This window comes from Tepidibacillus sp. HK-1 (genome assembly GCF_001748485.2).
GTDB lineage: Bacteria > Bacillota > Bacilli > Tepidibacillales > Tepidibacillaceae > Tepidibacillus_B > Tepidibacillus_B infernus.
In genome coordinates this window covers 161892-176535 of sequence record NZ_BDGM02000001.1, presented here as the reverse complement: position 1 = coordinate 176535, position 14644 = coordinate 161892, and the positions used below count along the sequence as shown (strand labels likewise).

The 14644-nt window shown below is 35.6% G+C and carries 13 protein-coding genes and 1 other RNA gene; all 14 read right to left on the bottom strand.

Translation table 11 applies throughout. The annotated features are described in order from the left end of the window. Nucleotides 1–196: 196 nt before the first annotated feature. The 14 genes from BEN26_RS14220 to ccpN all read right to left on the bottom strand — a co-directional run bounded on the left by BEN26_RS14220 (nt 197) and on the right by ccpN (nt 14537). Nucleotides 197–334 carry a hypothetical protein gene (locus tag BEN26_RS14220; protein ID WP_399167617.1) on the bottom strand — a complete coding sequence of 46 codons (138 nt, stop codon included), beginning with the start codon at nt 332–334 and terminating at the stop codon, nt 197–199. Nucleotides 335–470: 136 nt separating this feature from the next. Continuing rightward, nucleotides 471–953 carry a divergent PAP2 family protein gene (locus BEN26_RS00900; RefSeq protein ID WP_068723410.1) on the bottom strand — a complete coding sequence of 161 codons (483 nt, stop codon included), beginning with the start codon at nt 951–953 and terminating at the stop codon, nt 471–473. Nucleotides 954–958: 5 nt separating this feature from the next. After that, nucleotides 959–2419, bottom strand: coding sequence for a nicotinate phosphoribosyltransferase (locus tag BEN26_RS00895; protein ID WP_069800197.1), 1461 nt, complete (start codon nt 2417–2419; stop codon nt 959–961). Nucleotides 2420–2577: 158 nt separating this feature from the next. Then, an RNA gene (gene rnpB / locus BEN26_RS00890) (RNase P RNA component class A) lies at nt 2578–2976 on the bottom strand. A 104-nt stretch (nt 2977–3080) separates the two neighbouring features. Beyond that, nucleotides 3081–3581 (bottom strand): C4-type zinc ribbon domain-containing protein, encoded by a 501-nt coding sequence (locus BEN26_RS00885; RefSeq protein ID WP_069800199.1) that lies wholly within the window; start codon nt 3579–3581, stop codon nt 3081–3083. A gap of 23 nt (nt 3582–3604) precedes the next feature. Then, the gene (locus BEN26_RS00880) at nt 3605–4417 is read right to left on the bottom strand and encodes a Nif3-like dinuclear metal center hexameric protein (RefSeq protein WP_069800201.1); all 813 of its coding nucleotides are present in this window, start codon (nt 4415–4417) and stop codon (nt 3605–3607) included. Further along, on the bottom strand, nt 4384–5136 hold the full coding sequence (locus BEN26_RS00875) for a tRNA (adenine(22)-N(1))-methyltransferase (protein ID WP_069800203.1): 753 nt from the start codon (nt 5134–5136) through the stop codon (nt 4384–4386). Before BEN26_RS00875 ends, BEN26_RS00880 begins: the two co-directional genes overlap by 34 nt. 118 nt (nt 5137–5254) lie before the next feature. Further along, the gene (locus tag BEN26_RS00870; protein WP_069800205.1) at nt 5255–6721 is read right to left on the bottom strand and encodes a M1 family metallopeptidase; all 1467 of its coding nucleotides are present in this window, start codon (nt 6719–6721) and stop codon (nt 5255–5257) included. Between the two features lie 190 nt (nt 6722–6911). Beyond that, a complete protein-coding gene (gene rpoD, locus BEN26_RS00865) occupies nt 6912–8063 on the bottom strand; it encodes an RNA polymerase sigma factor RpoD (protein ID WP_068723401.1) in 1152 nt (383 codons plus the stop codon). A gap of 30 nt (nt 8064–8093) precedes the next feature. Further along, nucleotides 8094–9926 (bottom strand): DNA primase, encoded by a 1833-nt coding sequence (gene dnaG / locus BEN26_RS00860; protein WP_069800207.1) that lies wholly within the window; start codon nt 9924–9926, stop codon nt 8094–8096. Between the two features lie 62 nt (nt 9927–9988). After that, nucleotides 9989–10195 (bottom strand): hypothetical protein, encoded by a 207-nt coding sequence (locus BEN26_RS00855; protein ID WP_255421829.1) that lies wholly within the window; start codon nt 10193–10195, stop codon nt 9989–9991. A gap of 208 nt (nt 10196–10403) precedes the next feature. Continuing rightward, the gene (gene ppdK, locus BEN26_RS00850) at nt 10404–13055 is read right to left on the bottom strand and encodes a pyruvate, phosphate dikinase (RefSeq protein WP_069800210.1); all 2652 of its coding nucleotides are present in this window, start codon (nt 13053–13055) and stop codon (nt 10404–10406) included. Between the two features lies 1 nt (nt 13056). Then, a complete protein-coding gene (locus BEN26_RS00845; RefSeq protein ID WP_069800212.1) occupies nt 13057–13881 on the bottom strand; it encodes a pyruvate, water dikinase regulatory protein in 825 nt (274 codons plus the stop codon). Between the two features lie 14 nt (nt 13882–13895). Beyond that, entirely contained in the window at nt 13896–14537 is a 642-nt protein-coding gene (gene ccpN, locus BEN26_RS00840; RefSeq protein WP_068727434.1) for a transcriptional regulator CcpN, read from the bottom strand. Between the last annotated feature and the right edge of the window lie 107 nt (nt 14538–14644).

Genomic DNA, 14644 nt, shown 5'->3' with positions numbered 1-14644 from the left:
CTTTGCCGCCGGCTTCCTTCAGATTCCACCTCACGATGGACACCCTTGCCTTAGGCTAATGGTTGGTTGCTACATACCCCCATAACGGACTTTCACCGTCTAGTTAATCGCCATGCGTGGCGCACTAAAAAAAGCCTCTACCATGTCTAAATATGGTCTAGGCTTGAAAAGTTTTAAATAACTTATGAAGTTATTCTTATAATTTATAAAATGCTTTAAAAGACTGAATCACATAATCATGGTCTTTTACCCCTGCCAGTTCTCTAATTGAATGCATGGCAAGCATTGGATTACCTATATCGATCGAACGAATATCCACTTGAGTAGATGAAATGGGCCATACGGAAATAATCCTCTCTCCCTTTTCCTAAAGATAAAACAATTCGTTCCAAAATATTGGCAAAAAAAAAATTGGTTCGCAATATCTGCTTTAGACATATTAACTGCACCCTTGTGGGATTCTTTTGACGTCACTGATAAACCCAGTATTTTATGATAAAAGCGATAAGAAACCCTAGAAACGAACCAACCAAAACCTCAAATGGTTTATGGCCTAAAAGCTCTTTTAATGGAACTTGATTTCTAGTTCTTTTTGTTTTGTATTTAACATGTTCGACTAAATTCTGAAAATCCTGTACAAGAATATTCAGGATTCTAGCATGTTCAGACGCCTGATAACGAACACCAGCCGCATCCCACATGGTAATCAGGGCAAATACTGTAGCAATTGCAAAATAAGGTGATTCAACTCCATACTTGATGCCAAGTGCTGTGGTCAAGGAAGTAACAAATGCAGAATGAGAACTAGGCATTCCCCCATTACTAAACATAATCATTGGCTCCAGTTTTTTCTCCATGATGTAGAGGAGAGGAAATTTAATGATTTGAGCTATTAACATCGACACAAATGCAGTTATCAGGGGATAATTGTGAATTAACGCAGTAAGTATCATGATGGTTATCTTTTCCTCTCTTTGTTGATCAGATCATATTTTAAATCCCATAGTTTCCTTGACAAGTCAACGTGATAAATATGAGGATTACTAAGACGTTTCATTTCATCATCAATAGTACTTAATTCACTTTTTGCATGTGCCCTAATTTCCTCAATAGATGGTAATGTATAGACTAACTCCCCATTTTCGAAGATAGGAATTAAAATTTCCTTTGCCACAAAATCCTTAACCCTTTTCTTTTTCCAAATATTGATCGGATCAAAGGCAATAAAATCATGGGTTGGTATTTCTTCCTCTTGTAACATTACTAAGTCCAATATTGCCATCTTCGTGTGTTTATTATAAAAACGGACTACTTTTTTACATCCAGGGGTGGTAATCTTTTCAGGATTTTCACTGATTTTGATTTTTGGTATGAATTGATCTTCTTCTTTTTCGGCAACTAATTTATAAACACCACCTAAAGAAGGACAATCACTTGAAGTAATCAAATTCGTGCCTACCCCCCAAACATCAATTTTAGCCCCCTGTAATTTTAAATCTCTAATCAGGTTCTCATCCAAATCATTTGACGCTACAATTTGAGCATCATTAAATCCAGCTTCATCTAGCATTTTTCTTGCAACCTTAGATAGATAGGCCAAATCACCAGAATCAAGGCGAATCCCATAATTCTTAAATTGATCACCTAATTTTCCCTTCATGATTTGAAACGTTTTAATCGCATTAGGTACTCCACTTCCCAATGTATCATATGTATCAACTAATAAAATGAGGTTATTAGGAAATGCTTCAGCAAAATTAAGGAAAGCCTCTAATTCAGAAGAATAGCTTTGAATATAAGCATGAGCATGGGTTCCTTTTACAGGAATCGAATATAATTTTCCTGCTAGAACATTAGAAGTACCTACTACTCCAGCAATATAGGCCGCACGAGCACCATATACACCTGCATCCGGGCCTTGAGCTCTTCTTAATCCAAATTCTAATACTGGATCGCCATTCGCGGCAAAAACAACTCGAGATGCCTTCGTAGCGATAAGAGTTTGGTGATTGATCAAATTTAAGATCGCCGTTTCAACCAAATGACCTTCCAAGATATTCGTTTGAATCCTCATAATCGGTTCATTAGGAAAAACAACAGTTCCTTCACTTACAGACCAAATGTTACCAGTAAATCTAAAGTCGGATAAATAATCTAAAAATTCTTTGTCATATTTATAAGTCTTAGCTAGAAATTCAATATCTTCTTCTGTAAAATGGAGATTTTGTATGTATTCGATCACTTGCTCTAAACCTGCAAACAAACTATAGCCTGTCCCACATGGATTTTTTCTAAAATAAACGTCAAAAACAACTTCTTTATGAAATAGCTTGTTTCTAAAATGTGAATACATCATACTAATTTGATAATAGTCAGTGAGTAAGGTCAGGTTTCTAGTATAGGATTGATTTGGAGTCATGGGTTTCCCTTCTTTATATCATAATAGTTGATTTCCCACACATTTTATTTAATTTGTTAAGGTTTTGCAATATTATTGCCAAAATAAAATAGAAAAAAGCGAGATATAGTAAGATACTTTGTTTAACAAAATATCTTTATATTTCGCTTTATTTTCGTTTGGAAAGTAAGTCTGTAAGCCGAGTTCTGTTCTTCTAGTGGTAAAACGCTTCTAGCTCCCACCATTGAAGTGGTAATCATCTATCTAGGCTGTATATTACTATACAGCTCAAGCGACCAACCCGAATGCGGAGCGGGCAACTCCATGTGCATTCCTATCAGGTCTTGCTCCAAGTGGGGTTTACCAGGAAATATGTCACCATATCTCCTCGTGGTCTCTTACACCACGGTTGCACCCTTACCTGCATCAAACATGATGATACATAGGCGGTCCATTTCTGTGGCACTATCCTTCAGATCACTCTGACTGGACGTTATCCAGCACCCTGCCCTATGGAGCTCGGACTTTCCTCTCGTGAGACCTTGCGATCATTCACCAGCGATTACCCAACTTACTTTCCATTTTCACTTATACAATAAACGTTACCTTGAATAACGACAAATAATACTATATCAAAAATTAGCGGTCAGTTCAATGGTGTTTAGATGGTTGTATTACCATATTATGCTAATATACGATCACATACTTCACATAAAACTAAATCTTTTCCACGACGCCATCGATTAAGGTTAGTTTGGGATAATGGCATAAAACAGCCTGTACACATTTGGTGCTTTACTTCAACAACTGGATTTTCCTTTGTTTCTTTTATACGTTGATATATTTTCCAATGTTGATTTGGAATGATCGTTTTAAGCTCATTGATCTTTTGCTCTAAATCGTATTTTTCTTGCATGAAAATAAGGCTTTCCTCACGCCATTTTTCTTCTAAACGATCTAAATCCTTTTGTAGTAAGAAAATCCTTTGCTTACAAAGGGCAAGCTCTATTCTGATGTCATCATTGATTGGTTGAGCTTGAAATTGAGTGATATTGCTTTTTTCAATTTCTTGTTCATTTAAGTATTTTTCTTTTTGTATCATATATTCTACTTCTTTTTGTTCTATTTCATGTATTCTTCTATTTGCTTGTTCATATTCGAAAAACTTTCTCCCGATTAACATGTTCCTCTCCCCTGAAATCGTGTTTACATAAATTGAAATGGGTTCGTATTTATTTTAGAAACCAATAATTCAGTTGATATTTCCTTTTTTTTAAATTCCTCTTCAACATAAGCTTTTACGTGATCTAACACATATTTTTCAATATTATGTCCAGCATCTATGATCGCTAAATTTTGAGCCATTGCATCATGTGCAACATGGTAGTAAATATCCCCTGTTACTAAAACATCTGCACCACGAAATGCTGCTTTACTAACAAAACTGTTTCCATCTCCACCAACAATCGCTACTTTTTTAACAGAACGATTTAAATCGCCAACAATCCGTACACCATCCAATTGAAATTGTTGTTTTACAAATAATGCGAAATCTTGAAGTAACATTACTTCTTTAAGCTTACCTATTCTTCCAATACCATATGCTTTTTCTGATAACTCTAAAGAATTGAAAGACTCCAATAATTCTACTTCTTGAAGTTCTAGCCGTTCAGCTAAAACATCATTCACTCCACCTTTTACTGAATCTAAGTTAGTATGAGCCACATAAACGGCTATATCATTTTTTAGCAATTTATCATACAAGCGTCCTTGAGGCAAATCTGTTCTTAAGTTTTTTAGCGGTCTAAAAATAACGGCATGATGAGAGATAATTAGATCAACTTGATGCTCTATCGCCTCATCCACCACATTTTCTAAAACATCTAACGTGAACATTACCTTTTTTACTTCTTTGTTTAAAGTGCCTACTTGTAGACCAATTTTATCATCTTCTATGGCAAAATGTTTAGGTGCAAACTGTTCCATTAACTGAATAATGGTTTGTCCTTTTGCAAACATTGGATAACCCCCTTCAGCCATTTTTGCTCATGGTTTAATTGCATTTCTTTTATAGATTTTTCTTGTTCATTCTTTGAATTTTTAATCTGTTCAAGGATATATTCTACTTTTGTTAATTCAATCATCCACTTTTTAATTAAAACCTCAGACTGCTTTTTCACTAAAATCGGTCCTAAACGATATAATTCGTCTTTGCTCCATTTTTCTGACCGATATACCGGATCTTCCATTCCCCTTCTTTTTTCTGCCACAATAATCTCATATATTTTTTCGCCCTCTTCTAAAATTTCTTCGGCTATCAAGTCCCAATTATGCTGATCCAGCCATCTTCTAACCTGATCTGCACCAACATTAGGCTGTAAAATGAACCGTTCAAGTTGATCTATTTTTTCTTTTCCCTGTTCTAAAATTTGAGAAATCAATGATCCTCCCATTCCAGCAATTGTAACCACTTGAACTTCGTTTGGTTCTATCACTTGTAGACCATTTCCTTTTCTGACTGAAACCTTATCTTCAAGCCCTAAACTTTCAATTTGCCTTTTCGCTGCCTGGTAAGGTCCTTCATTTACTTCACCAGCAATGACGAATGGAGAGATTTCATTAACGATAAGATAACTTGGTAAGAGGGCATGATCTGAACCGATATCTGCTACTCTTTTTCCTACAGGGATATTTTGTGCAATCATTAATAAACGCTCAGATAACTGGATTGATTCCATGATTTCACCTTTTCTTATCAAACTATATACATAACCATTATACATTCCAACCCATACATAGGCAAAAAGAAACCTATGCTGAATAACATAGGTAAGTTATCACTTTTGTGGATTTTTCTTAACGAGTAATGAGCCACTGATTAAAAAAAGGGCTCATATCCTTATTGAGTACTGTATTTGCCGTTTGGATAAAATCCTCTGTTGAAGCGATTTTGAATCGGTAATTTTTATAATAGGTTTGTAATAATTCTTTAACTTTCTGATCCCCAAACTCTTCCTTTAATTCCCATAACATAGCTGCTGGTCTTGCATAAATAAATAGTCCATATAAATCACCATAAGAATAAATCGATTGTAGTACACTCACATTTTGCTCAGCTGAAAGTTGATCTGTCGTTTGTTTGATTTTTTTCATTAAAACATCGATATTTTTTCGCTTTAAGACCTGTTCGGTATAAAGATATTCGGAAAAAGAAGTTAACCCTTCGTCTAACCATGGTTCTTCAATTTGATTATTTCCTACCGTACTATACCACCATTGATGAGCTAATTCATGGGCCACAACGTGATAAGCAGGCCACTTTTTTTTCCCTTCCTCAATGTAGGCATCAGATGTAACCAGTCCCGGATATTCCATACCAGCTATTCCATATCCTGAGTTAGCTAGCACAATATCTATTTCTTTCATCGGATAGGATCCAAACGATTCATTAAAAAATTGCATTGCATCGGTAGCAGCACCTAAGAGTAATGGAGCCACCGCCTGTTGATCTGATAGGTACCAAAGGTTTGTTTTTACCCCATCTTTTGTTATCCCAGAAATCGATTCGTATTCTTTTGTGATAACCATGGCAAAATCTCTAATTTTTTGTTGAGACAAAGTGACTTGTTTCTCATTTGCAACTTCATGATGTGGATCGTTTGCAGAGGAAATAACAGTATATCCTTCTGGTACTTGAACATGTACTTTAAAATCTGCAATTTCAGAAAAAAACGGATCACCTGTTGTCGTATAGGGGTCAATATGCCATCCCTGATTATCCACCACTGCTAGCATTGGATACCATTGGGCTAAATAGGCAGAATAGGGTGTTTGATTTAAACGTAACCCTCTTGTTGGCAGCTTTAATTCAAAAGTGATTTCCACCATTGCTGCTTTATTCGGTTGTAAAGGAATAGGTAAATTAAGTTTTAGCAATGTATCTTTCTGATGAGGAAAAGCTTCTATCTGGTTGATTGAAGCTTTAATCACTTTTAAATAACCGTTCGTTTTGGGCTTGGTCACTTCTTCCCATTTCCAATTAGCAAAAGCGTTTGGATATAGATGAAAATAAAGCTCATCTAATGGTTTAGTTGTGCGATTAGGAACCATCACTTTCATGTTTCCCGTCACTTTTTTCGTATTTTCATGATAAATCATATCGATTAGATAACTGGGAATTTGGTCTCTTTTTATAGTAATATAAGGTGCAAAAGAACGTAAAGTTGGTGTACTTTTTGAACTCATTCCTTGAAGATTAATTACAGTACCTAATATTGCTAGGGTCAAAAGACTAATCACCCATAGCTTACCTTTTTGGAACATAAGATATCACTCCTCATCTACATAGAATACGCAAATAAGGAGGCATTCATCCAAAAAAAGTTTGATTTGGAAATTTGCATTAGGTTATTAAAAAATGTAAAATTGAAAACAACAAGAAGTTAGTTATATTTATTGAAAGAAAAAGACCCACAAATTAGCTTTGCGGGTCCGAAAAACAAATACTTAAGAATTATTCTAGAAAATCTTTTAACCGTTTGCTGCGGCTTGGATGACGAAGTTTTCGTAAGGCTTTTGCCTCAATCTGACGAATCCTTTCCCTTGTTACACCAAAAACTTTACCAACTTCTTCCAATGTTCTTGTGCGACCATCATCAAGTCCAAAGCGTAAACGGAGTACATTTTCTTCTCGTTCTGTTAACGTATCTAGAACATCTTCTAATTGTTCTTTTAATAATTCATATGCGGCTGCATCGGATGGAGCTAGAGCATCTTGATCTTCAATGAAATCACCTAGATGGGAATCATCTTCTTCTCCAATAGGAGTTTCTAAAGAAACTGGCTCTTGCGCAATTTTCATAATTTCACGTACTTTTTCAGTACTTAGATCCATTTCTTTGGCAATTTCCTCTGGAGAAGGTTCACGTCCTAAATCTTGAAGTAATTGTCTAGAAACTCGAATCAATTTATTGATCGTTTCAACCATATGGACTGGAATGCGAATCGTTCTTGCCTGGTCTGCAATCGCTCTTGTAATTGCCTGGCGAATCCACCAAGTTGCATAGGTACTAAATTTGTATCCTTTTCGGTAATCAAATTTTTCAACTGCTTTAATTAATCCCATATTTCCTTCTTGGATTAAATCCAAGAATAACATACCACGTCCAACATAACGTTTAGCAATACTTACAACTAATCTTAAATTAGCCTCAGCAAGGCGACGTTTCGCTTCTTCATCACCTTTTTCAATTCGTTTGGCCAATTCAATTTCTTCTTCCGCAGATAATAACGGAACACGCCCAATTTCTTTAAGATACATTCTTACGGGGTCATTAATTTTTATACCAGAGGGAATAGTTAAATCTTCTAGATCAAACTCATCATCTAGATCTTCATCCCTATCATCCTCTATTATTAATGTATTATCATGGTCATCATCATCTGAATCATTGACTATTTCAATTCCTTGATCTGTTAAATATTCAAAGAATTCATCAATTTGATCGGAGTCCTGGTCATATGTGGATAATTTAGCTATCATTTCTTTGTACGAAACGGATCCTCGTTTTTTACCAGCTTCAACAATCTGGTCTTTTACTTGATCCAATGTAAGTTCAGGATCAACATGATTATTTTCCACATTCAGATTCTTATCTTTCGCCATAATAATTCCCTCCTTCCCTAAATTTCCTGATTATCCCCATTTCAATTTATTACGTAATTGGATGATCTCCTGTCCAATTTGGGCTGCTTTAGCAAAATCGTTTGAACGCTCTGCCTTTAGCTGTTCTTCCCTTTTTTGCTTAATCATAATCTCTATATTATATTTTTTAACTTGCATAATATAATCATTTAACTCATCCTCTGTGATCTCTTCATTCACATCAAGCATAGCCATTTCTGTTGCAAGTTGAATATCATGTTGGTCTTGAAGGGTGGAAAGAAACCGACTAATATCTGCAGGATTTCCTTCACCATAATATGAATATATATACGCCGCTAATACTGCAAAATCCTCCACATGAAATCCACTTCCAATCTCCTGTTGGATTTTCTCAGCAATTTGGCGATCTTTCATCATGAAATAGATTAAATATTTTTCAGCATTATAGTAAGCTGGATATAAAGTTTTAGATCTACCCAGATGATTGCCATTATTTATATTATTATTCCACTTGACTGCCAGATTATCCCTTGTTTTCTCCTTTTTTTTCCGTTTTTCATAATAAATGAGCTGGAGGTCATTTTTTAAGGAATCAAATGATAGCTGAAATTCATCTGCCAGTCCCTTCAAATAATGTTCACGCTCAATCGCATGTGTTAAGTCAGCTATAATATCTATCGCATGAGTAAGATATTTCATTCGATCAGATTCAACATTTAAGTTATAGTCTTTTCGAATATATTGGATTTTAAAAGCTGTTGCAGTTACAGTATTCCCAAGAATCTCTTGTTTAAATGATTCAGCCCCAAATTTACGAATATAATCGTCAGGATCAAGTCCCTTTGGCATTTGAACTATCTTGATTTGACACCCAACTTCTTGAAGTATGTCTATAGCACGAAATGTGGCCAATTGTCCTGCTGAATCAGAATCATAACTAATGACCACCTCATCCGCATCTCTTCGCAGGATTTTTGCATGTTCTTCTGTTAATGAAGTACCAAGTGTAGCAATCCCTTGCTCAACGCCTGCATTCCAAACAGCAATGGTATCTACATAACCTTCTAATAAAATAGCTTGCCTTTTTTTTCGAATCTGTTTTTTTGCTAAATGTAAATTATATAGTGTTTTACTTTTGTTAAAAATAAGGGTCTCAGGACTATTTAAATATTTAGGTAAACTTTGATCTAAAACCCTTCCTCCAAAGGCAATCACTCTTCCATGAGCATCAAAAATAGGAAACATCACACGATTTCTAAACCGATCATAGTAGTTCCCTTCATCGGATTGAATAATTAACCCCGCCTTCTCCAATATCTCTATAGCAAAACCCCTTTTTAATAAAAAGTTTTTTAATGTGTCCCAAGCTGAGGGTGCATATCCAATATAAAAAGTCTCAATCAACTCCCTTGTAAACCCTCTATCTATTAAATAACGTAAAGATTCCTGCCCATGTTCTGTCTCAAGCAGAAGATAATGATAAAACTTACTAGCTAATTCATGGACTTGGATCATTTGTTGTTTTTGTTGTTCCAAAGGATCATAATAGGTTTGCTCATGCTCCAAAGGAATCGTAATACCTGCTTGTTGACCTAAATGCAGAGCAGCTTCTCTGAAGCTAAAGTTTTCGATCTCCATTATAAAACGAAGCACATCACCGCCAGCACCACAGCCAAAACAATGATAAATTTGTTTTTCAGGAGAAACAGAAAAAGATGGTGTTTTCTCAGAATGGAAAGGGCAAAGCCCAACAAAGTTCCTCCCACTCTTTTTTAATTGAACATATTGGCTAATCACATCAACTATATCAAAATGGCGTCTAATATTATGTAGAATTTCATCTGGTATCAACTTAGATGACATAGAAGCACCCTCAATTCCATCACATTACATTCTTCATCGGTTTAAAATTTCCTGCTAAGAATTTAAAATTTTTCGTAGTGTTTCGACAAAATTTTCCCTATCTTGCATGGTATAAGCCTAACATAAATAATCTGGGCACCCTCTATTGGACTCATAAAATGAGCAAAGGATGCCACAAAGATGACTGAGATCACATATTCTTTAGCTACTTGTACGATTTCATCCTTTACAGGACAGGAATCTGCATCAACAATTAATCTTTTAATCATTTTCATTTCCTATCTAACTTATTCTACAAAAACACAAAAAATCCTTCTCGACAAAGTTTTTAAATAAAAGGAGAATTTTGTCGAATAAACGATCTATATTATAACAAAAATACAAGAAAAAATAAGTAGCAAATTTATTTTTTTACAAAAAAAATACACCGAATGAATAAATTTGGTGTATTTTTGACTACCAACTACCTATTCACTTTTATGCTCTTTTCTGTTTAACCGTTGCTTGAGCTGCCGCTAATCTCGCTAAAGGAACGCGATATGGGGAACAACTCACATAGTTTAGCCCTGTTTGATAACAAAATTCAATTGATTTTTTTTCTCCACCATGTTCACCACAGATACCTACTTTTAAAGTAGGCTTTGTGTTACGGCCTAATTTTGTTCCCATTTGAATCAATTTTCCTACCCCATCTTGGTCGATGGTGACAAAGGGATTATCAGGTAGAATTTTATGATCAACATAATAGTGCAAGAATTTACCTTCTGCATCATCCCTACTAAATCCAAATGTAGTTTGGGTTAAGTCATTGGTTCCAAATGAGAAAAATTCCGCGTGTTCAGCAATTTCATCTGCAGTTAAGGCTGCCCTTGGGATTTCAATCATTGTACCGATTGTATAATTAAAGGATTTTCCTGTTTCTCTTTTTATCTGTTCCGCTGTTTCTATGACTAATTCTTTCAGCAATTTTAATTCGTTCACATGTCCTACAAGTGGAATCATAATTTCTGGTTTTACTTCGATCCCTTCTTCTGCTAATTCAATCGTTGCTTGAAAAATGGCCTTTGCTTGCATTTGGTAAATCTCTGGGAAGGTAATGCCTAAACGACATCCCCTATGACCAAGCATTGGATTAAATTCTGACAAATGACGAATCTTCCGTATAAGTCGTTCCTTTTCCCTTAACTGTTTAGAATCTTCATCCACCATTTTTAATTTTGTAATTTCTACCACTAATTCTTCAACATTAGGTAAAAATTCATGAAGAGGTGGATCTAGTAATCGTATTGTTACTGGCAAACCAGCCATCGCTTTCAAAATTCCTTTAAAATCAGATTTTTGCATTGGGAGAAGTTTGGCTAGAGCTGCCTCCCGTTCTTTCACCGTTTCTGAGAGGATCATTTCTTGTACAATTGGAATCCTCGTAGCCTCCATAAACATATGCTCTGTTCGGCAAAGGCCAATTCCTGTTGCACCAAATTCTCTTGATTTCATCGCATCTTCCGGGTTATCTGCATTTGCTCTAACATCAATTTTCCTGATCCGATCAGACCACTCTAACAATTCAATTAGTTCTTTAGATAACTGAGGGTCAATCAATTGAACTTCCCCAGCGATGACTCTACCTGTACTTCCATCAATAGAAATGACCTCTTTTTCTTTAAGAACTTGACCGTTACTTAAGACGATTTCTTTCTTTCTTAAATCTATTTTTAATTCTTCACAGCCTGTAATACAAGGTTTCCCCATTCCTCTAGCAACAACTGCTGCGTGGCTTGTCATACCACCACGACTTGTCAGTATCCCTTGGGCTGCAACAATCCCATGAATATCTTCTGGGGTGGTTTCTGGACGAACCAAAATCACTTTTTCACCTGCCATTCCCAACTTTTCCGCAATATCCGCATCAAATACTATTTTTCCGGTTGCAGCCCCTGGAGATGCTGGCAAACCTTTTGCGATCTGATCAAACTTAGCAGATAAATCAATTTGACGATGTAGTAATTGATTTAGTTGATCAGGGTCCACTCTTAATATGGCTGTCTCTTTATCAATAATTTCTTCCTTTACCATATCAACAGCGATCTTTACTGCTGATTGGGCAGTTCTCTTTCCATTTCTGGTTTGTAATAAATAAAGTTTTCCTTTTTCAATCGTAAATTCTATATCCTGCATATCTTTGTAATGCCGTTCTAATCGTTCTGCAATACGACTAAAAGATTCATATACTTCAGCGTTTATTTCTGCTAATGTATGAATGGACTTAGGTGTTCTAATGCCTGCAACAACATCTTCTCCTTGAGCATTCATTAAAAATTCTCCATACAAAGTCCGTTCTCCTGTAGATGGGTTTCTCGTAAAGGCTACCCCTGTTCCAGAATCTTCGCCCATGTTTCCAAAAACCATCATTTGTACATTGACAGCAGTACCCAAATTATCAGGGATTTTGTTGATTTTACGATAGACAATTGCCCTTTGATTATTCCAAGAATCAAAAACAGCACGGATTGCCATTTCTAATTGAACCATAGGTTCTTGTGGAAATGAATCTTTTGTTTTTTGGAGGACTATTTTTTTAAAACCAGCAATGACTTCTTGCCAATCTAATGCACTTAATTCAGGATCTTCCTTTAATCCTTTTTTTTCTTTTACTTCTTCAATTACTTGTTCGAATAGGTAATGTTCAATTCCCAATACAACATCTGAAAACATTTGAATAAAGCGGCGATAACTATCATAAGCAAAACGAGGATTTCCCGTTAAATTAGCAAGCACTTGAACTGTTTCATCATTTAGACCTAAGTTAAGTACAGTGTCCATCATTCCGGGCATCGAAATGACTGAACCAGATCTTACAGATACTAATAAAGGATTTTCCAACCCCCCAAGTCTTTTCTCTGTATTCTCTTCCAGAACATGTAGAGCTTTTACAATCTGGTCTTTCATTTCATTTGATAATTCTTTACTATTTTCATAATATTGATTACACGCATGTGTTGTAACCGTAAATCCAGGAGGAACAGGTAGCCCGACACGGGTCATTTCCGCCAAATTGGCTCCTTTTCCACCTAACAGTTCTTTCATTCCTGCATGCCCCTCATGGAATAGATAGACATATTTTTCGGCCATTTTATCTTTCCCCACCTTTACGAAACATATCTAAAATAATATTGGCAGTCTCCTCCACTGCTTTACTAGATACATCAATCACGGGACAACCTATCTTTTTCATGACTCTTTCTGCATATTCTAATTCCTCTAAAATTCTTTTATAATTGGCATAGTTAGCTTGAGCGGTTAACCCTAATGCTTTTAATCTTTCTTTACGTATACTGTTTAATTGGTCAGGATTTATTTTTAGACCAATTACTTTTTTGCTAGAAACCTCAAAAAGTTCATCTGGCGGTTGTACTTCTGGAACGAGTGGTACGTTTGCTACCTTTAAACGTTTATGAGCTAAATACATGGATAATGGGGTTTTAGAGGTTCTTGATACACCAACCAAAATAACATCAGCTTTTAAGATACCTCTTGGGTCCCTTCCATCGTCATATTTAACTGCAAACTCAATCGCTTCAACTTTTCTAAAATACTCATCATCTAATTTCCTAACCAATCCTGGCTTCATTTTTGGAGGTATTTTATAAATTCCCTGTAAAGCATCGATCATTGGACCCATGATATCTACTGTTTTGACTTGCTTCTTTTCTGCAATCTTCAGAAGATATTCCTTCAATTCAGCTACAACAATGGTAAAAGCAATTAATCCATTGACTTCTTTCGCTGATTGAACAACCTCGTCAATTGATTCATGGTCGTCAATATAAGAAATTCTTCGAATTTCAGCTATTCCCCCATTAAATTGACTTGCAGCAGCTCTTACCACATATTCAGCAGTTTCTCCAATTGAATCAGAAATAACATAGATAATTGGTTTTTCGTTTTGGCTACTTATGGTTATTCCCTCCTCTAAATATCTTTTTCATTGACCAGTTCAACAAATGCCTTTGTTATCGTCGTTTTTGTTATCCGACCCACTACCTCAAGACCGTCAAGCCCATCAAATGGACGGACAACCGGAATCGAATCAATTTGATAATGAATTAATTTGTTTGCTACATTCACCAGTGGGTCATCCAATTGACAAGTAATGATATTCGGCATTCTTGTCATAATAATGGAGATAGGGATTTCCTGTAAATTTTGTTTCCCTATTGCAGCTTTTAACAAATCTTTTCTGGATACGATTCCTGCTAATATCCCCTTATTCTTGATCACTGCCAATGTTCCAACATCCTCTAAAAACATCATCACAATCGCATCATAAACAGAAGCTTCTTCTTTAATGACAACAGGAACTGCCTTGTAATCCTTTACAAGTATTTTGTTAAGTGTTTCACTGATCAGTTGGTTACCCTTTTTTCCTGTATAATAATAACCAACCCTTGGCCTAGCATCCAAAAAACCTGACATGGTGAGGATCGCCAAATCAGGGCGTAAAGTGGCACGTGTAAGGTTTAATCTTTCAGCGATCTGTTCTCCAGTAATTGGTCCTTCATCTTTTACAATTTTTAAAATCAATTCTTGTCGATTTGTTAGTTCTATCGTTATCACCACCTTCAAATAATTGTGTTATACTTTTTATATTTTTTCTTTATATAGTATATACTATATTGTTATTCCAACTTCTGCAAGAACTAATTAAAGGTTTAAAAGAA